Source organism: Pseudohalioglobus sediminis (assembly GCF_008370495.1).
In the GTDB taxonomy this organism is placed as follows: Bacteria; Pseudomonadota; Gammaproteobacteria; order Pseudomonadales; family Halieaceae; genus Halioglobus.
This window is the reverse complement of record NZ_VTUX01000009.1, coordinates 1-22,755: the sequence shown is the minus strand read 5'-3', so window position 1 is coordinate 22,755 and position 22,755 is coordinate 1. Positions and strand designations below refer to the sequence as shown.

The following is a 22,755-nucleotide window of genomic DNA, read 5'->3' as shown; positions in this document are numbered from 1 at the left end:
ACTGACGTTGCAGCGCTCGCCGTGGATAAGATGATTGCATGACAGACAATAACCATACAGGCCCGAATGGTGACGCCGCGGAAGAAGCCGCCAACGAGGTGATGACGCCTGCCATGCGGTTGCTGGAATTGCAGACCAAGCATCGTACCCTGGATGCGCGTATCCACGAGATGTACCAGTACCCCTACCAGAACCAGATCCTGCTGCAGCGGCTGAAGAAAGAAAAACTGCGTCTCAAGGACGCAATCGAGCGGCTCAAGGACGATATGATTCCCGATTTGAACGCCTGATCACAGCACAGGAACTGCATCATGAACAAGACTCTCTCCCTCGTGGCTGGCCTTGGCCTGGTATTGGTTGCCGGTGCAGCCGTGGCCAAGGAAGCAAGCAGCCCCTCTGTAAACGTCACGCCGATAAAGGGTCCGCTCTACATGCTCAAGGGGCGGGGTGGCAACGTGGTGGCATCCGTGGGCAATGACGGCGTGCTGCTGATTGATTCCGACTACGCCGAGTACGCCGAAGCCCATGCCGAGGCGCTGGCAGGTCTCAAATCTTCCGAGGACGCGCCCCGCTTCCTGCTCAATACCCATTGGCACTTCGATCATGTGGGCGGCAATTTTTACTGGGGTGAGCAGGGCACCGTGATCCTGGCACACGAAAACATCTACCAGCGTATGAGCACGCGCCAGGAAATGAAGGCCTTCGACCGCGTGGTTGAGCCCAGTCCGCCGGCTGCCTTGCCGGTGGTGACGTATGCGGATGCAATCGCCGTGCGCTTCAACGGCGATACCCTGCAGGTACAGCATTTTCCCAGCGGCCACACCGACGGCGACTCGATGGTGTTTTTCACCGAGCAAAACGTGGTGCACATGGGCGACCACTACTTCGCCGGGGCGTTCCCGTTCGTTGATCTGGGCTCGGGCGGCAATGTTTTCGGCTTTATCGCCAACGTTGAGAAAGCCCTCACCATGATGGACGAAAATACCGTGGTTGTGCCCGGGCATGGCCCGTTGAGCACCAGGGACGACCTGCAGGCCGACCTGGCCGCCATCAAGTCCAGCGCCGAGCAGGTGTCGAAACTGCTGCAGGAAGGCAAGTCGGTAGAAGACATCACAGCCCAGGGCCTCGGGCCTGATTACGCCGACTATGGCAAGGGTTTTATCAAGGAAGCGGCCTGGATCAGCTTCGTCGCCGGCAGTCTCTGAGCTGCTGATGCGAGCCGTGTGAAACGCCGCTGAGGCGCTATAGTTCAATGCCCTCAAGGGCTAGCAACACGCGCTTGGCTTCGAGTCCCCCCGCAAATCCGGTCAGTGAACCGTTACTGCCTATCACCCGGTGACAGGGCACCACGATCGGTATGGGGTTGCGGCCGTTGGCCGCCCCCACCGCACGCATCGCTTTGGGCCTGCCGATCACCCTGGCAATGTCCCGGTAGCTGCGCAATTCGCCATAGGGAATATCGGCCAGGGCCCGCCAGACCTGCTGTTGGAACGCGGTGCCGCCCGGGGCCAATGGCAAGGCAAAATCCCGCCTGTTGCCACTGAAATAGGCATCGAGCTGCCGCGCGCACTCAGTGAGCACCGCGTCCGCACGCTCGCTGCTATCCGCACGTTCGGCCTGTAGATTCTCAAACTCAATGGCAGCAAGCGAGGTTCCGTATGACAGCAGGCGCAGGCGACCCACGGGGCTTTCAAAATACTGGTAGTGCATGGCTACAGGCTCCTCCAGAGCAGGTTGGCAGCATAAGAGCGCCACGGGCGCCATTGTTCTGATGTGACCTGCAGTTGCTCCTTGCTGCCACCATGCCGTAGCCAGGCTTTTTGCAGGCCGAGATCTCCTGCGGGGAAGGTATCCGGGCTCCCGGCGCCGCGAATAGCGGCCATGGCCACGGTCCACGGACCGATGCCCTTGAATCCGGCCAGCTCTTGCAAATCCAGTTCCTGCTCCCGTCCACTGTAGGCGGCGCATACCGTGCGCAGGGTATCGCGGCGCCGTGTTGGCATGGGGAAGGCGTCGTCAGGCAGTGCGGCGATGCCCTCGGCAGACGGAAAGACCGGGCTCTGCGCGTCGCTGCACGCGTTGGCAAGTCGCGACAATACAGTGCGTGCCGCCACGGTACTCACCTGTTGTCCTACGATTGCGCGCACGGCTGCTTCATAAAGACTCCAGTGGCCGGGTGAACGCGCGCCCGGGGATACGGCGGCGAGGGCACCGAGAATGCTGTCGGTCTGCAGGTGACGGTTGATCTGTGTCGGGTTGGCGTCGAGGTCAAACATGCGCCGCACTCGCGCTACCGCCGGCATCAATTGCCCCGGATCGGCCGTATTCAGTGTCAGCTGCAGGGCATTCTGTCCGGGACAGGGTGATACTTCCACGGTGCCGGGTTCGCCGTTGCAGCTGATAGTGCGCCGGTAGCGCTCCGGCGTGACCTTCTCGATACCACTCACCGCATGGTGGGCGAGAAATGCCACCACGCCGTCCCAGTCATAGGGCGGGCGATAGTGAAGTAACAGGCGTATGCCGCCGCCCGAAGCCGGCAGGGGTCGGCCGCGCATCTGGCCGGGAGTGAGCCTGAAGTGTTCAAGCACTGCGCTGTTAAAGCGGCGGACACTGCCGAAACCGGCAGCAAAAGCAACCTGGGTAAGCGGCATGTCGGTTTCCGCCAGCAGTTTTTTCGCAAACAAGAGGCGCCGGTTGAGCGCTACTGCCTGCGGCGAAACGCCCAGTTCCTGCTGGAACAGTTTGCGCAAATAGCGTTCACCCACGCCGAGCCGCCCGGCGAGTTGCGGCACCGAAGCTGTATTCAAGGCGCCACTGTCGATCAGGTCCAGGGCACGTTTCACAGTAGTGGAGGTGCCTTGCCAGGCAGGGCTGCCGGGGGCGCACTCCGGCCGGCACCGCAGGCAAGGGCGAAAGCCCGCGGCGGCTGCCTGGCTGGCGAGATTGAAGTACTGGACGTTTTTCTCCGCCGCAGGGCGCGCCGGACAGATGGGACGGCAGTAGATGCCGGTGGTTTTCACACCCAGGAAGAAAGCGCCGTCAAAACGCGGGTCGCGGGCGAGTCGCGCTCTTTGCAGGCCCTTTGGATCCAGCCCGTGGGGTAGATTGTCCGTGTTGTTCATGAGCCCACTATAGTCCTGCCCCGAATCACTGACTAGCCAAATTCGGCCCTGTATCGATGTGCTGTAATTACCCGCGTTGCGTAATAGAATACGGGGCGTTTGCGCCATGCGCGGTATTGGATCAGAGCAGGGAGCCGATGGACCTGACCATTTACGCCGTCCCGTTTTTTGTGTTCGCCATGCTGGTGGAGCTGGCCTACGGCTTCTATCACGGGCGCAACACCTATCGCCTGAACGATTCTGTCAGCAGTCTTTTCCTCGGTGTGCTCAGCCAGGCGAGGCGCCTGGTCACACTCGGCATAGGCGGCTACGTCTATTACCTCGTTACCCAGTACTTCTCGCTGCCACTGCTTGACAGCGGCAGTGTCTGGACCTGGCTGCTGGCCTTTGTGTTGTATGACTTCTGTTACTACTGGCTGCACCGGTTGGGGCATGAGCGCACATTGCTCTGGGCTGCACATGTCGCGCATCACCAGAGCGAGGAGTACAACCTGACGACAGCGTTGCGCCAGACCAGCACGGGGTTCCTGTTGGGGTGGATATTCTACATACCGCTGTTCCTGGTTGGTGTGCCGGCTGAAGTGTTCGTGACCGTGGCGTCACTGAACCTGCTCTACCAGTTCTGGGTGCACACCGAACATATTCCCAAGCTGGGCTGGTACGAGTGGATCTTTGTCACACCCTCCAATCACCGCGTCCACCATGCCCAGAACGACCTGTACATGGACCGGAACTATGGCGGCGTGTTTATCCTGTGGGACAGGCTGTTCGGCACTTTCCAGGAAGAACTCGACAGCGAACCGGTAGTCTTCGGCATCCGGGGGCCGCTGCACAGCTTTAATCCCGTGCATGCCCTGACACATGTGTACGTGGATATGTTCAAGGACAGCTGGCGGGCCGCTGACTGGCGCGACAAGCTGCGCGTGTGGATTGCACGCACGGGCTGGCAACCCGAGGACGTTGCCCGGCGTTATCCACGACACAAGAATGATCTCGCCAGCTTTGTAAAATACGATCCCGGGGTGCCCGCGGCGGTGTCCTGGTACGCTTTTTTCCAACTGATCGCGGTCATTGCCTGCCTGGACTGGTTGCTGAAGAGCTCTCCGGGCTATGCTGCGGGCGTGGCCGGTTGGGCCGCTCTGCTGGCCACAACCATGACCACCACCTTCTGGCTGGAGGCGAGGGCAGCGACCAGCGTGATGCGCTGGGAGCAGCTGCGGCTGCTTTGCCTCGCGGCTTTGCTGGCTGCCGCTGCGGCAGCAGGCAGTGGCGGCTTGCTGGTGTTCCTCGGGCTGGGCTACCTCGTCCTGAATACGTGGTTCCTGTGGCTGCTGGGGCGGCACGCTGATGGCACCGCGATGGCAGGGCCTGCCTCATTGTCCTCCTGAGCTACCTGTTGGCGATCAGCGCGGTTCAGCCTGCAGTTGTGCCGCGGCGTGATCAGCAAAACCGGCCCCGGCCTGGGCGTAGAGGTTGAACGCAGAGAACCCGCGCTTCTCAAGGTCACGCGCCTCTTCTGAAAAGCGTACCACTGCTGCAATGCGCCCGGTGTAGCCGAGGTCGGTGAGCAGGCTGGCCACCAGCATATTCTCCTGGTGATGGGTGAGGGCGAGCAGCACCAGTTCGACCTCGTCCAGTTGCACCGGGATCCAGAAATCGGGATCTGACGCGTCGGCAATCACCACACGTCGATGCTTGCGCGCGTGCTCCTCGCGCTTGCGTTCATTGAGGTCCACACCAAGCACTTCCCGGCCATGATGTTCAGCGATGGCGTCATAGGCACCGGTGCCTATATTGCCCATGCCCAGCACCATAATACGCACACCACTGGTGTCGGGACGCGACTCGCTGACCTTCTCCGACTCGAAGCGGAGCCAGAAATCGTGGTAACGCCGGTACAGTGTATGTGCACGCTTGTTGATGGGTGACGACAGCACGAAGCTGGTGGCAATGGCCAGGGAAATGGCGCTGGCCCACTCGGAATCAATCCAGCTGGCCTGCGCGGCGACTGCCACCACGACCAGGCCGAATTCGCTGTAGTTGCCGAGCACGCTCGAACTGAGCAGTGCTGTGCGCGGCGCAGTGTGGAACCAGGTCATCAGCGGGAAGTAGAGCAGGGGTTTGATCAGCGCCAGCACGCCCAGCACCAGCGCCAGTATCAGCGCTTCCTCCGCAGGCCAGCCATCCAGCCCGATGGTGAGGAAAAAGCCAACCAGGAACAGGTCCTTGAAATTCATCAGGTTGCGATAGAGTTCCTTGGATTTCTGGGTACCCGCCAGCAGCGCACCGATGATCAGCGCACCCAGGTCTCCTTTTATGCCGACCAGTTCAAACAGGGCGGCACCGCCCAGCGCCAGGCAGAGGCCGAACATGGTGAACAGTTCTCCATGGCCTGCGCGCTCCATCAAGCGCGTTACCGGTACCCGCAGCGGCCACAGCAGCAGCAGGAACAGGGCCTCGATGTGGGGGACAGTGCCCTTGGTTGCAGACAGGAACAACACCGCAGCGAGGTCCTGGATGACCAGGATGCCGATGGCGAGGTTGGCATGGCGCGAGGACATCTCGCCCTTTTCCTGCATCACCTGGATCACGAATACCGTACTGGAGAAAGTCAGGGCGAAGGCGATGATCAGCATCTCGCTGATCTCCAGCGCCAGTCCGGGCATGGCCACACCGGCTATCCACAGTACGGCGGTAAACAGCGCCTGCATCAGCGCCATGTGCAGCAGCGTCGTGCCCCAAACCCGGGTCTTCAGTAACTCTGCCGGGGCCAGTTTCAGGCCGATAGTGAACAGCAGCAGGGTGACGCCGATGTTGGCGAGATTGTGCAGCATCGGCCCGGCGTCAATGTTGGTTTCATGGAGCAGGAACCCGGCAGCGAGGTAGCCGAGCAGGGCGGGCAGCCCGAGCGCTCTGCTGAGCAGGCCGCCTGCCAGGGCGATGAGAATAATCAGCGGGTCGAGCATTATCGGCTGGGCCTGTTGCGCACCTGCCAGAGCACCACGGCGGCCAATACAATGGCCAGCAATTCAGCGGCCATGCTTGTCGACTGCAGGCTGGACAATGTTTCCACCTGGCGCAGCGTGAGGACCGCGACTGCCGCGGGAACCAGAATCGCGAGAAACAACGTGAACCGGGACTGGCCGAACAGGCCGATACCGATAATCAGGTAGGCGGCGCCCAGCAGCAACGCAGCCACGGCGATTTCGTCGAGGGGGCGGAACCAGAGTGAAGCTACCTGCACCAGGCCAGACGCGGTGATCAGGCTGGCGGCGGTGTAACGCAGGGCAATTATGAGTCGGTCGGACATGGACCGCAATGTACCATGTTATTGCGCATGGAATAACGTTCACTGCGGCCCCGGTGGGCGTTGCTAAGCGGGCGCTGCCGTCTGCAACGGATTTCCCAGTGCCCTCGCCACCCGCGATTGGCTGCTTCGCCCGATAGTAGATGAGATGGCGTTGCCCGCATGCACCAGGCGGACAAGATCGATGCCGGTCTCGATGCCGAGGCCGTCAAGCATGTAAACCACGTCTTCGGTGGCCACGTTGCCGGTAGCGCCGCTCGCATAGGGGCAACCACCCAGGCCGGCTACCGAGGCGTCCACAGTGGCAATGCCATGTTGCAGGGCGACCAGAATGTTGGCCAGAGCCTGGCCGTAGGTATCGTGACAGTGCACGGCCAGTTGTTCTGGTTGCAGGCAGGCGAGCAGGGTCTCCAGCAGGGTCGCCATGCTGCCGGGTGTGCCGGTGCCGATGGTGTCGCCAAGGGAAACCTCATAGCAGCCCATATCCAGCAGTGCGGCGCTGACGCCGGCCACCGCCTCGGGCGCGATCGGGCCTTCATAAGGGCATCCGAGCACGCAGGAAACATATCCGCGCACCGGTATCTGGTGATCACGAGCTGCGGCCATCACGGCTTCGAATCGCTTGAGGCTTTCGCCAATGTCGCAGTTGATGTTCTTGCGGGAAAATGATTCGGAGGCGGCGGCAAATACGGCGACCTCGTCAGCGCCGGCGGCCAGTGCACGCTCGAAGCCCTGCAGGTTCGGCGTCAACGCTGTGTAGCGTACCCCCGGGTGACGTCGTAACTTCTGGAACACGATTTCACTATCGGCCATCTGCGGTACCCATTTGGGATTCACAAAGCTACCCGCTTCCAGTACCTGCAGGCCGGCGGCGGCGAGGTCGTCCAGCAGTTGCAGCTTGCTGGCCACGGGGATGGTGCCAGGTTCATTCTGCAAGCCGTCGCGGGGGCCGACTTCAACAATGCGCACCTGTTGTGGCAGTGTCATAGCGTGTTACTCCTCGAGCGCTGTGAATTGCAGCAACTCAGCGCCGCCATCGACCAGGTCCCCAGCGGCGTAATAGAAAGATTCGACCACGCCGGCGCCGGGGGCGCGGATAGTGTGCTCCATTTTCATGGCTTCCATGACCAGCAACGGTGTGTCGGCCTCTACCGACGTGCCGGGTTCCACCAGCAAGGTGACAATGGTCCCGTTCATCGGTGCGGACAGCCCCGCGCCGGCGTTGCTGCCGTCACCTTCACCGGTGTCCGGCAGCACCTCGTGGAAGTGGCAGGCGCCCTCGGGCAGGTAGAGCGTGAAGCCATCGTGGGTGCGGGCCAGGGTGCCGCGCTGGCGGTGGCCCTCGCGATCGATGTGCAGTGTGTCGCCGTCGAGATGACCACTGAGCGTGGTTTCGCTGCCGGCGGCGCTGACCCGGTACAGGTCACCCTTCTGCTCGACGGTGACGGCATGATCTGCCTGGTGGCAGTGCAGCGTGAGCCGGTGCACATGCGGCTCGTTGAGGCGCCAGCCACTGTTGTCCTGCCAGGGTGAAAACGGGTCACGCGCAGCAGCTCGCTGCTGTGTCCGCTGGTACAACAACAGTGCCAGTGCCGCCAGCGGCAGCTCACGCTCGAGGTCCTGGTGGCGGTCGTGGAAAATGAGCTCGCTGTGACGCTCGATGAAACCGGTATCCAGTTCCGCCTCTGTGAACGGGCGCGAGGTGGCCAGGTTGTAAAGAAAATCGAGGTTGGTCACGGTGCCGCCAATACGGTATTCGGCCAGCGCGCTGGCGAGGCGTTGCAGTGCGCGTTCCCGGGATTCGTCCCAGACAATAAGCTTGGCGATCATGGGATCGTAGTAGACGCTGATCTCATCGCCCTGGCGTACGCCGGTATCGACGCGTACATACTGGCTCTCTTCCGGTGGCTGCAGGAAGCCCAGGGTGCCGGTGGCGGGCAGGAAATCGTTGTCGGGATCTTCGGCATAAACCCGCGCTTCAAAGGCATGGCCGTGGATTTGCACCTCGTCCTGGGCCAGCGGCAGCGGTTCGCCACTGGCAACCTGCAACTGCCAATGCACCAGGTCCTGGCCGGTGATCATCTCGGTGACGGGATGCTCGACCTGGAGGCGGGTGTTCATTTCCATGAAGTAAAAGCTGCCATCCTCATCGAGCAGGAATTCCACGGTCCCGGCGCCACGGTAATCGATGGCGCGGGCTGCGGTGACCGCCGCTTCTCCCATCTCCTGTCGCAAGGCTTCAGTCATGCCGGGCGCTGGCGCTTCCTCAATCACTTTCTGGTGGCGACGTTGAACCGAACAGTCACGCTCCGCCAGGTAAACCCCGTTGCCGTGATTGTCACAGAATACCTGCAGCTCCACGTGTCGCGGGCGCGTCAGGTATTTCTCCACCAGCATGGTGTCATCGCCAAAACCTGCCACCGCTTCGCGTTTTGCCGCTGCCAGGGCAGCTTCGAATTCGTCCGCGGACCAGACCTGGCGCATGCCCTTGCCACCGCCGCCTGCTGTTGCCTTGAGCAGGACCGGATAGCCCATTTCATCCGCCGCCTGCCTGAGCACAGCCGGGTCCTGGTCGTCGCCGTGATAGCCGGGGACCAGGGGTACGCCCGCTTCGCCCATGATGCGCTTGGCGGCAGACTTGGAGCCCATGGCCTCAATAGCCGCCGCCGGCGGGCCGATAAACACCACACCCTGCTCGGCGCAGGCGCGGGCAAAGGCGGCATTCTCCGACAGGAAGCCGTATCCCGGGTGCACCGCATCGGCATGCGTGGCCAGTGCTGCAGCGAGGATGTTGTCGGCAAGCAGGTAGGACTCCCTGGCCGGAGCGGCACCGATATGTATGGCTTCATCGGCTATGTGCACATGCAAGGCATCGCGGTCCGCGTCCGAATAAACGGCCACCGTGGCGATGCCCAGACGGTGGGCAGTGCGAATCACACGGCAGGCAATCTCCCCACGGTTGGCTATCAGTATTTTGTTGAACATATTCAGTTCCGCTGTTGTCTGTCGTTAATCCGCCGGCGCGGCATTCATGGGCCCGGGCGCTCAGTCATGCCCTCTGCCGGCGGGTACGGCCCGATTACTCGGCGCTTTCGAGCCACGCTGGCGGGCGCTTGTTAAGGAATGCCGCGAGGCCTTCCTGTCCCTCCGGTGAAACCCGGATCTGCGCAATGCGCTCACAGGTATCTTCGACCAGGGTGTCCGATATCTCGCGTCCGGCGATGTCGCTCACCAGTTGCTTGGCCTGCCGCACGGCCAGGGGACCGTTGCCCAGCAGGCTTGTTACAATTTGATCCACGGTTGCATCGAGTGCTTCACCGTCGACGACTTCGCTGACCAGCCCCAGTTCTCGTGCGCGCACGGCGCCAAAGCGCTCACCGGTGGTGAAATAGCGCCGACAGGCGCGCTCGCCCATGGCCCGCACTACAAAAGGGCTAATGGTGGCCGGGATCAGACCGATTTTCACTTCCGATAGAGAAAAACTGGCACGCTCGCTGGCCACCGCCATGTCACAGCAGCTGACCAGGCCAACAGCTCCGCCAAACGCCGCGCCCTGCACGCGCGCAACGGTGGGCTGTGGCAATTCGAACAGGGATTTCAACATGCCTGCCAGCAGCCTGGCGTCAGCGAGGTTGTGGCTGTGATCGTACTCTGCCATGCGCTTCATCCAGGCGAGATCGGCGCCGGCACTGAAGCTCTTTCCCGCGGAAGCGAGTACGACCACGCGCACCTCGTCCTGTTGCGCGAGGCTGTCGAAGACCTCGCGCAGTTCGGCGATCATGGCATCGTCGAAGGCGTTGTGTTTCTCGGCGCGATCCAGTGTCACTGTGGCCACGCCACGGGAGTCAATCCCGGTCATCACTGCTGTCTGTTTCATGCTGCTGTCCTGGTCCTGTTCACATCCTGAACACCCCGAACTGCGTCGCTTCTATCGGCGCATTCAGCGCCGCCGAAATCGACAAGCCCAGGACCATGCGCGTGTCTGCCGGGTCGATGACGCCGTCGTCCCACAGGCGAGCAGAGGCGTAATAGGGGTGACCCTGTTTTTCGTACAGTTCCAGCGTGGGTTGCTTGAACGCGGCCTCTTGCTCCGGTGTCATCGACTTGCCTTCCCGTGCCAACTGTTCCTGTTTGACCGTGGCCAGTACGCCAGCTGCCTGTTCCCCGCCCATCACCGAAATTCGCGCGTTGGGCCACATATACATGAAGCGCGGCTCGTAGGCGCGCCCACACATGGCGTAATTGCCCGCACCGAAGGAGCCGCCGATGATCACGGTGAATTTGGGTACATTGGCACAGGCCACGGCGTGCACCATTTTCGCTCCGTGCCGGGCGATGCCCCCGTGTTCATACTGCTTGCCGACCATAAAGCCGGTAATGTTCTGCAGAAATACCAGTGGTATCTTGCGCTGCGCGCAGAGCTCTACAAAGTGTGCGCCCTTGACCGCGGACTCGGCGAACAGGATGCCGTTGTTGGCAATAATGCCGACCGGGTAACCGTGAATGCGGGCAAAGCCGCAGACCAGTGTCTCGCCGTACAAGGCCTTGAATTCATCAAACTCGGAACCGTCGACAACCCGCGCTATCACTTCGCGCACGTCATAAGGCTGTTTTGTGTCGGCGGGGATAACGCCGTAGATGTCCTCCACGGGATAGGCGGGTTCAATGCTCTCGCGTATATCCATGTGCACCGGTTTCACGCGATTCAGGCGCGATACCGCACGACGAACCAGTTGCAGCGCGTGGTGGTCATTGTTCGCGTAGTGGTCGGTAACGCCCGAGGTGCGGCAATGCACATCTGCACCGCCCAGTTCCTCGGCGCTGACGACCTCCCCGGTGGCGGCCTTCACCAGCGGCGGACCGCCGAGGAAGATAGTGCCCTGGTTCTTGACGATGATGGATTCGTCAGCCATGGCGGGCAGGTAGGCGCCGCCGGCAGTGCATGAGCCGAGTACAGCTGCAATCTGGGGTATCCCGCGTGCCGACATGCGCGCCTGGTTATAAAACGCGTGACCGAAATGGTCCTTGTCGGGAAAGACCTCGTCCTGCAGTGGCAGGAAGGCACCGCCCGAGTCCACCAGGTAGATGCAGGGCAGATTGTTTTCTGCCGCCATGGTCTGGGCACGACCCTGCTTTTTCACGGTAAGCGGGTAGTAGGTGCCGCCCTTCACGGTAGCGTCGTTGACGAAAATCATGCACTCCACGCCGGCGACGCGGCCAATACCGGTAATGATTCCCGCAGCCGGTACATCGTGGTCGTAGACGCCGTGCGCGGCCAGTTGTGAAAACTCAAGAAACGGTGAACCTGGGTCCAGCAGTGCATTGAGACGCTCGCGAGGCAGCAGTTTGCCCCGGGAGATATGCCGTTCCTGGGCGCGCTGGCCACCGCCCTGGCGAATTTTTTCCACCACCCTGCGCAGGTCATCGACCTGTGCCTGCATGGCGTCCCGGTTGCGATTGAAGGCGTCATCACGGGTATTGATATGCGAGTGCAGCACTGTCATGGAAGACTCCGGTTGTTACCTGGTGGCGTTGAACAGTTCACGGCCGATCAGCATGCGGCGGATCTCCGAGGTGCCCGCGCCGATCTCGTACAACTTGGCATCGCGCAGCAGGCGGCCGGCAGGGAAGTCATTGGTGTAGCCCACGCCACCCAGTGCCTGAATTGCCTGCAGTGCCATCTGCGTGGCTTTTTCTGCGGTGTACAGGATGACTGCCGCGCAGTCCTGGCGCGTTTCCTCACCGCGGTCGCAGGCCGCGGCCACGGCATAGAGATAGGAACGGCATGCGTTCATGTCGGCGTACATATCGGCCAGCTTGCCCTGCATTAACTGAAACTCCCCGATGCTCTGGCCAAACTGCTTGCGGTCGTGCAGGTAGGGGAGCACCAGGTCGAGACAGGCTTGCATGATGCCGACGGGACCGCCGGAGAGTACGGTGCGCTCATAGTCAAGACCGGACATGAGGATTTTCACGCCGTCGCCTTCGTTGCGCAGCACATTTTCCGCAGGTACTTCGCAGTCCTCAAATACCAGCTCGCAGGTATTTGAGCCGCGACATCCCAGTTTGTCGAGTTTGGGGGAGCGGGAGAAACCGGCAAAATCGCGCTCCACAATGAATGCAGTGATCCCGCGGGAACCGGCCTCCGGATCGGTCTTGGCATAAATGATATAGGTGTCGGCATCCGGGCCGTTGGTGATCCACATCTTGTTGCCGTTGAGAATGTAGTGGTCACCCTTGCGCCGGGCGCTGAGTTTCATGCTGACCACGTCAGAACCGGCGTTGGGTTCGGACATGGCCAGTGCGCCCACGTGTTCACCGCTGCACAGTTTCGGCAGGTACTTCTGCTTCTGTTCCTCGGTACCATGCTTGCGTAACTGGTTCAGGCACAGGTTGGACATAGCGCCATAGGACAAGCCCACGGATGCAGAGGCACGGCTGATCTCCTCCATGGCCACGGAGTGGGCGAGGTAGCCCATATTGCTGCCGCCGTACTCTTCCTCGACGGTAATGCCCAGCAGGCCCATGTCGCCAAATTTGCGCCACATGTCATGTGGGAAATCGTTGTCGCGGTCGATGTCGGCGGCGCGCGGGGCCAGCTCTTTCTGGCAGAGGCTGTAGACCGCATCGCGCAGCATGTCGATTTCCTCGCCGAGGCCGAAGTTGAGGGTGGGGTAGCCTGTGTTCATGCTGGTTTCCTGCTTGTCGTCTTGGTTAGTTGGCTGCCCCGGCCTCCGCCAGGGCGCTTTCACACAGGGCCTGGACCTCGTCCAGGCCCTTTAACATCTCGTCGATATCACGACGCTGCTGCTCGAAGCGTGCGCGTTTGTCCTGCACCCTGGCGATAAGAGAGTGTAGCTGTTCGGCGTTATTGTGCTCGGGATCATACATGTCGATGACTTCGACGCACTCGTCCAGGGTCATGCCGATGCGCTTACCGCGCAGGATCAACTTGATGCGCACACGGTCGGCCTGGTTGTACAGGCGCTTCTGGCCTTCGCGCCTTGGGGTGACCAGCCCTTTTTCTTCGTAAAAACGGATAGTGCGGGTGGTGACGCCGAATTCACTGGCAAGGTCGGAAATGCTGTAGGTTTTCTCGGGCATCTGCTGCGCGGGCGCCTCGGCTTCAGGGACCGGTGAAATATAGCTCAAGTTTACGTTAACGTAAACGGTAAATTATTTCCGTATGCACTGGCCGACGCCGGCAGGCCTGTTATCATCGCGGCTTGTTTCGCGGGCCATCACCAACCATGCCAAATACCAAGTTACTGCCGCTGCTTGCCAGTGGGGAATTCGTCTCCGGCCAGGATGTTGCCAACGCGCTGGGCGTCAGCCGAACGGCAGTCTGGAAACAGCTCAACGGGCTGGCCGGTCTGGGTATCGAGATCGAGTCGGTGAAGGGCAGAGGCTACCGGATTCCAGGCGGCATGGACCTTCTGGATGAAGCGGCCGTGCGCGCAGTCATGGGGGCTGAAGCGCTGGCCCTGCTGGCCCATCTGGACCTGCGTGACGACATTGACTCCACTAACGCCGAGGCGCTGCAGCAGATTGAAAGTGGCGTTGGCGTGGGTTACGTGTGCAGCGCCGAGCAGCAGAGTGCCGGCCGTGGCCGGCGCGGTCGTGAGTGGGTCAGCCCCTACGCACGCAATATTTATCTGTCGGCGGTTTGGCAATACGCTGGCGGCGCGGCCGTACTGGAGGGCATGAGCCTCGCTGTCGGTGTCGTGGTCGCACGTGCGCTGCGTCGCTGCGGCGTGCCGCCGGTGCAGCTTAAATGGCCCAACGACGTACTGGCGCACGGTGCCAAGCTTGGCGGCATCCTGCTGGAGATGACCGGTGACGCCAGCGGCCAGTGCCAGGTGGTCGTGGGTATCGGCCTGAACGTGGATATGCCGGCGCAGCAGGGTGAAGCCATAGACCAGGACTGGACCGACGTGGCCCGTTGTTGTGAACACAAGCGCCCAACGCGTGCGCAGTTGCTGGGTACGATACTTGATGAGTTGCTGCCGATGCTGGCTGGCTTTGAAAGCACCGGTTTCGGACCCTGGCGGGAGGAGTGGCAGGCACTGGATGCCTATGCTGATGCGCCAGTGGTGCTGTATAGCGGCGCCCAGCAAATGGCCGGCATTGCCCGGGGTGTTGATCAGCGCGGGGCGCTGCAACTGGAAACGGCGGCCAGCGGCGTGCAATCAATCTTTGGCGGCGAGATATCCCTGAGGCGCGCGACATGACCACTTCCCTGCAAATGGACGTTGGCAACACCTATGCCAAGTGGCGGGTTCGGCATGCCGGCGAGATTATCGCTCGCGGGGGTTATGCCCACGGCGACAATGCCGGCCGCGAGGCGATGCTGCACAGCGTTACTGGCGTCGATCATATCTGGCTTGCCAGCGTGGCGGGTGCAGAACTGGAGCACGAGTTGGCCGGCCTGCTGCGGCAACAGTGGCGTGTGGAGCCCTGGTTTGCGCGAACCCCGGCGGTATTCGCCGGCCTGACGAATAGTTACGCTGAGCCAGAACGTATGGGAGTGGATCGCTGGCTTGCCATGTTGGGGGCTCGTGCTCGCTGTGGCGGGCGCATCTGCGTTGTAGATGCCGGTTCGGCGCTGACCATTGACCTGGTGGCAGCCGATGGCCGTCATGAAGGGGGCTACATCATTCCCGGGCCGGCGCTTATGGAGCGTGCGCTGCTGCTGGATACCGACCGCGTCCGGTTCGATGATGACGTTGCCTACGCCCTGCCTCCGGGTACATCAACGGCAGCCGCTGTGCGCCATGGCATCGCCGTGGCACAGGTAGGTGCGGTGACGGTCGCGCTGCGCCAGGCGGGCAATCCGGCGCCGCGGTTGTTCTTCTGCGGTGGTGCGGGTAAGACCCTGATGGCGCTGTTGGGGCAGGATGCCGACCATGCTCCCGACCTCGTATTTGAGGGCCTGGAACTGATGGCGGCGTCAGTCGCTGCCTCCGGCGCTCAGATTTAGTCGGTCGCCGAGGTAGCGCGACCCGTCGAGAGAGAGATGGCCCGGGTCGCGATACAGTAGTCTGCCCTCGCGCATGCCGTAGCAGTAGTGCGCATCACAGAAAACTTCACTGGTGTCCCACAGCTTTACCTGTGGAGACGCACTGGCGATGTCCTGCAGTATTTGCCGATACCTGCGATTGCTGCGCTCGTAGCGCGCCCTCGGTATGCTGCAGTCGCGGGCGGTAAAGTTAGTCAGGCGCACTGGCCGTGTGTCGACACAGGTCTCAGGGTGCATGCCAAGCCCCGGCCAGTCGATTACCAGCACGACTTCTTTGCCCGCGTCCAGCAGGCGGGCGGTAGTGTCGCCCAGGGCAGCGGCAAATATCGCCTCGTTCTGCTGCAGTTCAGGTCTGTCGGGGTAGTGCAGGCGATACCGCGACTGCCGCGGATTGATGTAGGGCGGCCCCATGGACGACAGGTAGACCGTGTGTATTGCCGGGTTCTCCAGCACCCAGTCCAGATTCCCCCGGGTATCTTGCATACAGCTATTACCGCCACGTGTATCGGTCACCGCTACCGATAGCAGTGGCGGGCAGCCCCCGCGGCCGAGCCTGATGATGCCTTCGCTGGACTCGCGATAGGCGTGTTGCAGGGCGAAAAACGTGTTGGTGCTGTGGCTGTCGCCGATGACGGCAATAGCAGGTGGCTTGCCGTCGCTGAGGCAGCGGCCCGGCACTGACAGTGTGTCAGAGCAGTCATCCCGTCGGTGTAAGCCGATTTCCTTCCAATATAACGCGGTAAAAGCCTGGTCCATCCCGGCAGTGCGCGATGGCACGCCATCCCCTTGCAATATCACCGCGCCCGCAGCCCCGGTCAGCAAAAGCCCGGTGAGCAGCATGGCCGGTACCCCACGGGCCGGGTGGTAGCGCAAGGGGGTTTCCACCAGCCTGTAGCTGAGCCAGGCCAGGAATACGCTGGCGATCACGATGGCTACTCGCAATGCGGCACTGGGTTCACCGGACTCCATCAGCCTGGCAAAGGTCAGCAGTGGCCAGTGCCAGAGGTAGAGCGGGAAACTGATCTTGCCCACGAATACCAGCGGTGCCCAGCCCAGGAAGCGATTGATGGGGTTGTCAGTGCCGGCAAAAATCAACAGTGCCGCACCCAGCGTCGGCAAGAGTGCCCACCAGCCGGGAAAATGGGTAGAGCTGTTGATAATGTACGTGGCGATTACCAGCAGGGTGATGCCCAGTAATGCGGCAGCGCCTGCCTTCAAGTTCGAGCCCGGTGATGCGCCACTGGCAGCGAGCGCCGCACCAAGCAGCAGCTCCCAGATGCGAAACTGGGGCAGGAAGAAGTGCGCGGCAGGATCGGCAGGTAATAGTGTGCTGGCAATGAATGACATGAGCAGCAGCACCGCGACCACCAGCAACGGGCGCTTCGCGAAGCGGGCTGCGGCTACCAGCACCAGCGGCCAGACGAGGTAGAATTGTTCCTCAACGCCCAGCGACCACAGGTGCAGTAGTGGCTTCAGCCGGCTGTCGGTATCGAAATAGCCCGCTTCGCTCCAGAACAGGATATTGGGCGCGAAAATAGCGCTGGCGGCAGTCTGTTTGCCGAGCATGGCATATTCATAGGGCAGCAGTATCCACCATCCCGCCGCCAGGCAGAAAACCAGTACCAGCAGCAGCGCGGGGACGATGCGCTGGATGCGCCGGCGATAGAATGTCGCCAGGGAAAAATCCCCGGTGGCCTGGCCTTTCAGAATGATGCCGGAAATCAGGTACCCTGAGATAACGAAGAACACATCCACGCCGACAAAACCGCCCGGCAAAGCCGTGGGGAAGGCGTGATAAACCACCACGGCAAGGATGGAGAAGGCCCTGAGGCCGTCTATGTCAGCGCGGTAGACGGTCATTGCCTTGTGCGTAAAAAGGGGATGTGCATGTATTTCGGTGTGTTACCGGGACGAGAGCAGGGTACAGGTGCCCCTGCCTAAAGTGAACCTGTGGCGGATCCCTGTCATGCTGGGGGGAGCACAGCCGGCAGCGGCGGGCGAAGTGGCTGGCAGATATATGAAATAGGAATAACATGTCATAAGCAGTAGTCATTGGACCGTCTCGGTGCCGTACGGAATACTCGAGGTTCTTTCACAGTGTCGCGGCAGGTCAGGGCCGCCGTAGGAGATTGGCTATGTTGAACAGGATGCGAGGAGCAATTTTGGGGCTGGCCATGACGGCAGTGACCGTACACGCGGCACCTGCCGTGCAAATACAGGGGGGGCTGACGTCACTGGTATTGTCGGAGGACGTTCTGGAAACCCTGGTGAGCTGCCAGATAGAGAGGATAAAGCCGGCAGTGATCAAACCTGGTGGCGATCGCCTGCGCTTCAGCATAGGCAGCGGTGCCCTGGATCTTGAATCGGCATTGGGTGAAATCGAACACCGAGGCGGTTTGCTTCTGCAATGCGATGGTGGTGAGAACGTGGTCGGCCTGCAGAATTTCAGGATCGATCATCAAATGGCGGAGACTGAAGGCGACTCCACGGATGGCAGTGACTTGCGGTTGACTGGCCTGATTTCGGTAAATGGTAGCATAACTGAGCGAATTCCTGTGTTCACGCCACTGGATGAGACTTTAGACATCAGTGCCGGTGGCAACGTCCTGCGCATACGCGGCGTCAGCCTTGGCTTTACAGAAGAAGTTGTTGCGCTCCTGCTCGAGCAGTTGGGATTGACTGTCCCGGCGGATGTGGCTGTCGCAACGTCCTATACGAGAGTTATCCTGCGCCCGGTACAGGGTGAAGCTGGCGAAGATGGTGAGAAAAGTAATAACGGGCTGGCCAAAGGCAAGGATAAGAACAAATCTTCAGGCGACGATGAAGAATCTGAGGAAGAAATAGAGGAAGAGCTCGAAGAAGAGGGAGAGGAAGAGATAGAAGAAGAATCCGCAGAGGATTGATAGTCGCGGTAATCGCAGCACCTAACAGCGACTGATCTCGCGGCCGCCTTAAGACCGGGTTAGTGGTGGAGTACCAGACTCGTGATTGCGTATCAGTAATAAATGGAAAGATTTATGCTGCGGCCGTCGAACCCCACGTCACGGATATTCTCCTTGAAGGCGGCAATGTATGGGTGATTCGGCAGGTCGGTGCGCAACGGGTCCTTTACCTGCCGTGACCAGGCTGTGCCCAGTTCTGTCGACAGGTGGGTCGCAGCCGGACTTTCGTTGTCGAACACCAACTGGTCGATTTTTGGGCGGAACAGCAGGATCTGCCGTGTCTCCGGATCAAAATCCAGTTCCCCGGAAAATGCCGCCCGCCCTGTCTCACTCATGGCGATGCCGTGCTCGGGGCGGTGATCGTAGGCCTGGAAGCGCACGTGTACGGCAATCCGCTTTGCATCCACAAAGACTACCCTCGGCTCGGTCAGGAACAGGTTGGCCTGGTTGATCTTTACCGTTACCGGGAACTGTTCGCGGGCGATGTCTGTCGCCAGTTCAGCCGAGACTGGCAGCGTGGTGCGAATGGCTGCAAGCGCACAGGCGGCAAATAGCGCCAGAAGCAGGGGGGACAGAACGCGGATAATTCTGCAGTGCAGCATGTAGAGCTCTCAAAGGTTTAGACGGGATACGTGGCACATGCCGTGTCTCGTTGCCGGCCCGGTACAGCCGGATTCTCGTTAGCTGGTTTTGCCGCCTTGAATCGACTTTCAGCCGCCGTGTTGCTGATCAGCTATTGTGCTGCGGAAACCAGGTGCACGATATATCAGAACTATCGCCCAGGCCAGCGCTATGGTGCCTGCCAGCAGCATGCCCGGTATGACCTGTTCCGGGTGTTCAAACGTGCTGTGAATACCGCCTGCGGCGCGGAACGCGAGAAAATTGAAAAGTGCGTGCACCACGATAGGCAGGCACAGCGAGTTATCACGAATTCGGGCGCTTGCGAAAATCATACCCAGGGCAGCGGCGAAAAAAACCTGCGCCAGTATCACGGGTGCGGGGATACTGCTGCCTAACCCAAGCAGGTGCACCGCACCGAAGGTGATGCCACTGATGACGATCTGGAAGCGCACGCCGCCAAAGCTGGCCCAGTGCAAGACATACCCCCGGAACAGTACTTCTTCGCCTATGCCCACGGCTACAGCGATCAAAAGCAGCAGTATGAGCGATCGCGGATCGCTTGCCGGCTGCTCGGCACCGGCAGTGATACTGAGCGCGATGAGCAGCATGGGCCAGAATATGGCAAGGGTAGAAAGACGCGGCTGGCAATTCAGTGCGACCAGGTCGCGATGTCCCAGGGCCAGTGCCAACAGCAGCAGCAAAACAGCAAATAAACCCTTGTTAAGCAGGTAGTATGGCAGTTCGCCTTCGAGGCCGATGGTATTGGCGGCGCTGCTCATCAGGATGGAATAGACCGCGAGTCCCAGAAAGATGGCGCAGGTGCCGATTATTAGCCGGCGCATACAGATCTCCGTTGCATATATGTGAATAAGAATTCACAATAGCATGTATTGCGTTGTATGTGAATTACAATTCGCATAGGCTTGTGTGGCTATAAGGAGTCAAGCTCATGCCACTAACGCACTCACCCAAACAGGCGCGATCGAAGTCTACCGAGGAGCGGCTGTTAAATGCGCTCGAATCGCTACTGGAGGAGGCCTATTTTGATCAGATCAGCATCAAGGATATCGCCGGGAAGGCAGGCGTAGCGGTTGGTACTGTATACCGGCGGTTCAAGGACAAGGATGCGCTCCTGCCGGTGTTATACGGGCGCTACGAGCAGGACCTGCAAGCCTGGGTCGACTCCCTGTGGTCAGAACAGGTGCTGCAGCAGTGTTCCGACGCGGAAGCACGCCTGCACCACCTGGTGACCGCGCATGTTGAGTTTTATTCAACTCATCGCGGCATGATGCGAACACTTCATCTGTATGCTCGCCTTGGTGGGGATCTGGCTGATTCCCGCCATGGCTCTGCACGCAAGAGTCAGTACCTGGCACTGTTGCAGCCGGTTATCGAGCTATTACCGGCACCTCTGTCAGCGAATCAACTGCGTATGGTCATTCTGGTGCTGGTCAGTAGTCTCTCTGAAAGACTGTTCTACCCCGATATCAATCCGTCCAGGCAATTGGCGCTCAGTCAGTCGGTGCTGATCAGTGAAATGACGGATATGTTGGCAGTGTATATGGGACGCTGAAGCCGGTTTCCCTTGCAGCGCCAGCGCGAACGGCGGCCTTACCGGCCGGGTGATTGGCAGCGGGTTACTTTCCTGTTGCAACACCCCAACCCTTGGCATAGAATCACCCGCCGTTGAGTATGGAGCCCGCTGGGTGTTCTTCCTTCTATATATAGGTACTTGTCATCAGGTGCGCATATAAGGGGTTTCATTATTCACAGGTCTGGATCAGGCTGGCGTAGCTCAGTAGGTAGAGCAGCTGATTTGTAATCAGCCGGTCGGGGGTTCGATTCCTCTCGCCAGCTCCATTCCACCCTCGTTTCCCCAAGGCAATCCGCACAGTGACTGCACATACCACGATGTTGGTGGCGCACTTTTCCGTCGCCCTGTGCCGGGGTCGTAAAAGTGTGTGTAAGTCGATAATTTTATTGGGAGAAGCGGTTGACATAGGGTAGGGGCATCCGGACAATATGCCGCCTTCCGGAGGGGTTCCCGAGTGGCCAAAGGGATCAGACTGTAAATCTGACGCGAAAGCTTCGGTGGTTCGAATCCACCCCCCTCCACCAGTTTAAGTAGCTCCGGCTGTATGTGAGTTGCGCGGTGGTTAGATTGAGGGCGAACCAGGGGTGGATTGGAACCACAAGGTTCGACAGAGCAGCAACGCTGCGATGAGCGCCGCTTGCGGCGACCCGGAGGGTGAGGGGCGAAGCCCCGAATAATCCACCCCCCTCCACCATGTATGACGAGTATGACTGGAGTTGTACTCAGCAGGTCAAGCGATTGATCTGCGTTAAAAATTTGGTTTAGCGGTGCGCGGGTATAGTTCAACGGTAGAACCTCAGCCTTCCAAGCTGATGATGCGGGTTCGATTCCCGCTACCCGCTCCAGGATTTGAAGGTTAAAGGCTCATATAGCTCAGTCGGTAGAGCACTTCCTTGGTAAGGAAGAGGTCACCGGTTCAAGTCCGGTTATGAGCTCCACTTTTCCTTCTTGGTGTTTGGAGTTGTTTGGTTTTTTTAACTGTAGCAAGGCTGCGGCCGGTGTCGATAGGAGATTGTCGTAATGGCAAAAGAAACATTTGAACGTACTAAGCCCCACGTCAACGTGGGCACCATCGGTCACGTTGACCACGGTAAGACCACGCTGACAGCGGCCCTGACACGGGTATGTGCAGAGGTTTGGGGCGGTGAAGCGGTTGCCTTTGACGGCATCGACAACGCACCGGAAGAGAAAGAGCGTGGTATCACCATTGCGACATCTCACGTGGAGTACGATTCTCCCAACCGTCACTATGCGCACGTTGACTGTCCCGGACACGCGGACTACGTGAAGAACATGATCACCGGTGCGGCGCAGATGGACGGCGCGATCCTGGTTTGTGGTGCGACTGACGGCCCGATGCCGCAGACACGCGAGCACATCCTGCTGTCACGCCAGGTTGGCGTACCTTACATCGTGGTATTCCTGAACAAGGCTGACCTGCTGGCGGAAGACTGCGGCGGTGCGGACTCTGAGGAATACGAAGAGATGAAGGAACTGGTTGAGATGGAGCTGCGTGAGCTGCTTGACCAGTACGAGTTCCCTGGCGACGACACGCCGATCATCTGTGGTTCTGCGCTGATGGCGCTGGAAGGCAAGGATGACAACGAGCTGGGTACCACCGCGGTGAAGACCCTGGTTGAGACCCTGGACTCCTACATTCCTGAGCCTGAGCGTGCGATTGACGGTGCGTTCCTGATGCCGGTAGAGGACGTGTTCTCTATCTCTGGTCGCGGTACGGTTGTAACCGGTCGTGTTGAGCGCGGCATCATCAAGGTNGGTGAAGAGATTGAGATCGTGGGTATCCGCGATACGACTACAACCACCTGTACTGGTGTTGAGATGTTCCGCAAGCTGCTTGACGAAGGCCGCGCGGGTGAGAACGTGGGTGTTCTGCTGCGTGGAACCAAGCGTGATGAGGTTGAGCGTGGTCAGGTTCTGTCGAAGCCTGGTTCAGTGAACCCGCACACCAAGTTTGAGGCAGAGGTTTACATTCTGTCGAAGGAAGAGGGTGGTCGTCACACGCCGTTCTTCAAGGGCTACCGTCCGCAGTTTTACTTCCGTACGACTGACGTGACTGGCGCTGTTGAGCTGCCGGAAGGTGTTGAGATGGTCATGCCGGGCGACAACGTGCAGATGACAGCCACTTTGAT

The 22,755-nt window shown here is 60.2% G+C and carries 21 protein-coding genes, 4 tRNA genes and 1 other RNA gene; 13 read left to right on the top strand and 13 right to left on the bottom strand.

The genetic code is table 11. The features are described 5' to 3' along the window. Nucleotides 1-38: 38 nt before the first annotated feature. Together F0M18_RS16590 and F0M18_RS16585 are read left to right on the top strand one after the other, a co-directional pair. The gene (locus tag F0M18_RS16590) at nucleotides 39-290 is read left to right on the top strand and encodes a YdcH family protein (RefSeq protein ID WP_149612586.1); all 252 of its coding nucleotides are present in this window, start codon (nucleotides 39-41) and stop codon (nucleotides 288-290) included. Between the two features lie 21 nt (nucleotides 291-311). Then, entirely contained in the window at nucleotides 312-1,205 is an 894-nt protein-coding gene (locus tag F0M18_RS16585) for an MBL fold metallo-hydrolase (protein WP_149612585.1), read from the top strand. 37 nt (nucleotides 1,206-1,242) lie between these two features. On the opposite strand, the gene F0M18_RS16580 is transcribed toward F0M18_RS16585, so the two are convergent. Beyond that, nucleotides 1,243-1,710 carry a methylated-DNA--[protein]-cysteine S-methyltransferase gene (locus F0M18_RS16580; protein ID WP_149612584.1) on the bottom strand — a complete coding sequence of 156 codons (468 nt, stop codon included), beginning with the start codon at nucleotides 1,708-1,710 and terminating at the stop codon, nucleotides 1,243-1,245. 2 nt (nucleotides 1,711-1,712) lie between these two features. Next, nucleotides 1,713-3,122, bottom strand: a complete 1,410-nt coding sequence (locus tag F0M18_RS16575) for an AlkA N-terminal domain-containing protein (RefSeq protein WP_188109768.1) — start codon at nucleotides 3,120-3,122, stop codon at nucleotides 1,713-1,715. 137 nt (nucleotides 3,123-3,259) lie between these two features. Between F0M18_RS16575 and F0M18_RS16570 the strand changes: the two genes are divergently transcribed. Beyond that, entirely contained in the window at nucleotides 3,260-4,510 is a 1,251-nt protein-coding gene (locus F0M18_RS16570) for a sterol desaturase family protein (protein ID WP_149612582.1), read from the top strand. A gap of 15 nt (nucleotides 4,511-4,525) precedes the next feature. On the opposite strand, the gene F0M18_RS16565 is transcribed toward F0M18_RS16570, so the two are convergent. The 8 genes from F0M18_RS16565 to F0M18_RS16530 all read right to left on the bottom strand — a co-directional run bounded on the left by F0M18_RS16565 (nucleotide 4,526) and on the right by F0M18_RS16530 (nucleotide 13,581). Next, entirely contained in the window at nucleotides 4,526-6,088 is a 1,563-nt protein-coding gene (locus tag F0M18_RS16565; protein WP_149612581.1) for a cation:proton antiporter family protein, read from the bottom strand. After that, on the bottom strand, nucleotides 6,088-6,432 hold the full coding sequence (locus F0M18_RS16560; RefSeq protein ID WP_149612580.1) for a hypothetical protein: 345 nt from the start codon (nucleotides 6,430-6,432) through the stop codon (nucleotides 6,088-6,090). The genes F0M18_RS16565 and F0M18_RS16560 overlap by 1 nt, the downstream gene beginning before the upstream one ends. 63 nt (nucleotides 6,433-6,495) lie before the next feature. Beyond that, nucleotides 6,496-7,416, bottom strand: coding sequence for a hydroxymethylglutaryl-CoA lyase (locus tag F0M18_RS16555; RefSeq protein WP_149612579.1), 921 nt, complete (start codon nucleotides 7,414-7,416; stop codon nucleotides 6,496-6,498). A 6-nt stretch (nucleotides 7,417-7,422) separates the two neighbouring features. Continuing rightward, nucleotides 7,423-9,414: an acetyl/propionyl/methylcrotonyl-CoA carboxylase subunit alpha gene (locus F0M18_RS16550; protein WP_149612578.1), complete on the bottom strand. Its 1,992-nt coding sequence runs from the start codon at nucleotides 9,412-9,414 to the stop codon at nucleotides 7,423-7,425. A 94-nt stretch (nucleotides 9,415-9,508) separates the two neighbouring features. Then, entirely contained in the window at nucleotides 9,509-10,306 is a 798-nt protein-coding gene (locus F0M18_RS16545) for an enoyl-CoA hydratase/isomerase family protein (RefSeq protein ID WP_149612577.1), read from the bottom strand. A gap of 19 nt (nucleotides 10,307-10,325) precedes the next feature. Further along, a complete protein-coding gene (locus tag F0M18_RS16540; RefSeq protein WP_149612576.1) occupies nucleotides 10,326-11,933 on the bottom strand; it encodes a carboxyl transferase domain-containing protein in 1,608 nt (535 codons plus the stop codon). A gap of 15 nt (nucleotides 11,934-11,948) precedes the next feature. Continuing rightward, nucleotides 11,949-13,118, bottom strand: coding sequence for an isovaleryl-CoA dehydrogenase (locus tag F0M18_RS16535; RefSeq protein WP_149612575.1), 1,170 nt, complete (start codon nucleotides 13,116-13,118; stop codon nucleotides 11,949-11,951). A gap of 25 nt (nucleotides 13,119-13,143) precedes the next feature. Continuing rightward, nucleotides 13,144-13,581, bottom strand: a complete 438-nt coding sequence (locus tag F0M18_RS16530; RefSeq protein ID WP_394349411.1) for a MerR family transcriptional regulator — start codon at nucleotides 13,579-13,581, stop codon at nucleotides 13,144-13,146. Between the two features lie 98 nt (nucleotides 13,582-13,679). Between F0M18_RS16530 and birA the strand changes: the two genes are divergently transcribed. After that, the gene (gene birA, locus F0M18_RS16525; protein WP_149612574.1) at nucleotides 13,680-14,660 is read left to right on the top strand and encodes a bifunctional biotin--[acetyl-CoA-carboxylase] ligase/biotin operon repressor BirA; all 981 of its coding nucleotides are present in this window, start codon (nucleotides 13,680-13,682) and stop codon (nucleotides 14,658-14,660) included. After that, nucleotides 14,657-15,409, top strand: a complete 753-nt coding sequence (locus tag F0M18_RS16520; protein WP_149612573.1) for a type III pantothenate kinase — start codon at nucleotides 14,657-14,659, stop codon at nucleotides 15,407-15,409. Before birA ends, F0M18_RS16520 begins: the two co-directional genes overlap by 4 nt. Here F0M18_RS16520 and F0M18_RS16515 read toward each other — a convergent pair. Next, entirely contained in the window at nucleotides 15,380-17,308 is a 1,929-nt protein-coding gene (locus tag F0M18_RS16515; RefSeq protein WP_149612572.1) for an acyltransferase family protein, read from the bottom strand. The two genes, F0M18_RS16520 and F0M18_RS16515, sit on opposite strands and share 30 nt — an antisense overlap. A 275-nt stretch (nucleotides 17,309-17,583) precedes the next feature. Here F0M18_RS16515 and F0M18_RS20010 point away from each other — a divergent pair, with 275 nt between their 5' ends. Then, nucleotides 17,584-18,351, top strand: coding sequence for a hypothetical protein (locus tag F0M18_RS20010; protein ID WP_188109767.1), 768 nt, complete (start codon nucleotides 17,584-17,586; stop codon nucleotides 18,349-18,351). 92 nt (nucleotides 18,352-18,443) lie between these two features. Here the strand turns inward: F0M18_RS20010 and F0M18_RS16505 are convergent, their stop codons facing one another. Both F0M18_RS16505 and F0M18_RS16500 read right to left on the bottom strand, forming a co-directional pair. Next, complete coding sequence (locus F0M18_RS16505) at nucleotides 18,444-18,992, bottom strand: hypothetical protein (protein ID WP_149612571.1); 549 nt, start codon at nucleotides 18,990-18,992, stop codon at nucleotides 18,444-18,446. Nucleotides 18,993-19,100: 108 nt separating this feature from the next. Beyond that, nucleotides 19,101-19,853: a CPBP family intramembrane glutamic endopeptidase gene (locus F0M18_RS16500; RefSeq protein ID WP_149612570.1), complete on the bottom strand. Its 753-nt coding sequence runs from the start codon at nucleotides 19,851-19,853 to the stop codon at nucleotides 19,101-19,103. Nucleotides 19,854-19,960: 107 nt separating this feature from the next. Here F0M18_RS16500 and F0M18_RS16495 point away from each other — a divergent pair, with 107 nt between their 5' ends. From F0M18_RS16495 to tuf, 7 genes are all read left to right on the top strand, one after another. Continuing rightward, a complete protein-coding gene (locus F0M18_RS16495) occupies nucleotides 19,961-20,584 on the top strand; it encodes a TetR/AcrR family transcriptional regulator (protein WP_149612569.1) in 624 nt (207 codons plus the stop codon). Between the two features lie 211 nt (nucleotides 20,585-20,795). Further along, a tRNA-Thr gene (locus tag F0M18_RS16490) sits at nucleotides 20,796-20,871 on the top strand. A gap of 174 nt (nucleotides 20,872-21,045) precedes the next feature. After that, nucleotides 21,046-21,129: transfer RNA gene (locus F0M18_RS16485), tRNA-Tyr, on the top strand. Between the two features lie 43 nt (nucleotides 21,130-21,172). Beyond that, nucleotides 21,173-21,299: non-coding RNA, RtT sRNA (locus F0M18_RS16480), on the top strand. Between the two features lie 77 nt (nucleotides 21,300-21,376). Beyond that, a tRNA-Gly gene (locus F0M18_RS16475) sits at nucleotides 21,377-21,450 on the top strand. A gap of 17 nt (nucleotides 21,451-21,467) precedes the next feature. Continuing rightward, nucleotides 21,468-21,543 (top strand) — tRNA-Thr (locus F0M18_RS16470). An 82-nt stretch (nucleotides 21,544-21,625) separates the two neighbouring features. Beyond that, the coding region (gene tuf, locus F0M18_RS16465; RefSeq protein WP_149612568.1) for an elongation factor Tu at nucleotides 21,626-22,755 on the top strand (1,130 nt) is incomplete at its 3' end.

What these genes read in the sequence shown, in the direction of transcription:
- F0M18_RS16590 (WP_149612586.1), top strand. Translation starts at nt 39, where the DNA reads ATGACAGACAATAACCATACAGGCCCGAATGGTGACGCCGCGGAAGAA.
- F0M18_RS16585 (WP_149612585.1), top strand. Translation starts at nt 312, where the DNA reads ATGAACAAGACTCTCTCCCTCGTGGCTGGCCTTGGCCTGGTATTGGTT.
- F0M18_RS16580 (WP_149612584.1), bottom strand. Translation starts at nt 1,710, where the DNA reads ATGCACTACCAGTATTTTGAAAGCCCCGTGGGTCGCCTGCGCCTGCTG.
- F0M18_RS16575 (WP_188109768.1), bottom strand. Translation starts at nt 3,122, where the DNA reads ATGAACAACACGGACAATCTACCCCACGGGCTGGATCCAAAGGGCCTG.
- F0M18_RS16570 (WP_149612582.1), top strand. Translation starts at nt 3,260, where the DNA reads ATGGACCTGACCATTTACGCCGTCCCGTTTTTTGTGTTCGCCATGCTG.
- F0M18_RS16565 (WP_149612581.1), bottom strand. Translation starts at nt 6,088, where the DNA reads ATGCTCGACCCGCTGATTATTCTCATCGCCCTGGCAGGCGGCCTGCTC.
- F0M18_RS16560 (WP_149612580.1), bottom strand. Translation starts at nt 6,432, where the DNA reads ATGTCCGACCGACTCATAATTGCCCTGCGTTACACCGCCGCCAGCCTG.
- F0M18_RS16555 (WP_149612579.1), bottom strand. Translation starts at nt 7,416, where the DNA reads ATGACACTGCCACAACAGGTGCGCATTGTTGAAGTCGGCCCCCGCGAC.
- F0M18_RS16550 (WP_149612578.1), bottom strand. Translation starts at nt 9,414, where the DNA reads ATGTTCAACAAAATACTGATAGCCAACCGTGGGGAGATTGCCTGCCGT.
- F0M18_RS16545 (WP_149612577.1), bottom strand. Translation starts at nt 10,306, where the DNA reads ATGAAACAGACAGCAGTGATGACCGGGATTGACTCCCGTGGCGTGGCC.
- F0M18_RS16540 (WP_149612576.1), bottom strand. Translation starts at nt 11,933, where the DNA reads ATGACAGTGCTGCACTCGCATATCAATACCCGTGATGACGCCTTCAAT.
- F0M18_RS16535 (WP_149612575.1), bottom strand. Translation starts at nt 13,118, where the DNA reads ATGAACACAGGCTACCCCACCCTCAACTTCGGCCTCGGCGAGGAAATC.
- birA (WP_149612574.1), top strand. Translation starts at nt 13,680, where the DNA reads ATGCCAAATACCAAGTTACTGCCGCTGCTTGCCAGTGGGGAATTCGTC.
- F0M18_RS16520 (WP_149612573.1), top strand. Translation starts at nt 14,657, where the DNA reads ATGACCACTTCCCTGCAAATGGACGTTGGCAACACCTATGCCAAGTGG.
- F0M18_RS16515 (WP_149612572.1), bottom strand. Translation starts at nt 17,308, where the DNA reads ATGACCGTCTACCGCGCTGACATAGACGGCCTCAGGGCCTTCTCCATC.
- F0M18_RS20010 (WP_188109767.1), top strand. Translation starts at nt 17,584, where the DNA reads ATGTTGAACAGGATGCGAGGAGCAATTTTGGGGCTGGCCATGACGGCA.
- F0M18_RS16505 (WP_149612571.1), bottom strand. Translation starts at nt 18,992, where the DNA reads ATGCTGCACTGCAGAATTATCCGCGTTCTGTCCCCCCTGCTTCTGGCG.
- F0M18_RS16500 (WP_149612570.1), bottom strand. Translation starts at nt 19,853, where the DNA reads ATGCGCCGGCTAATAATCGGCACCTGCGCCATCTTTCTGGGACTCGCG.
- F0M18_RS16495 (WP_149612569.1), top strand. Translation starts at nt 19,961, where the DNA reads ATGCCACTAACGCACTCACCCAAACAGGCGCGATCGAAGTCTACCGAG.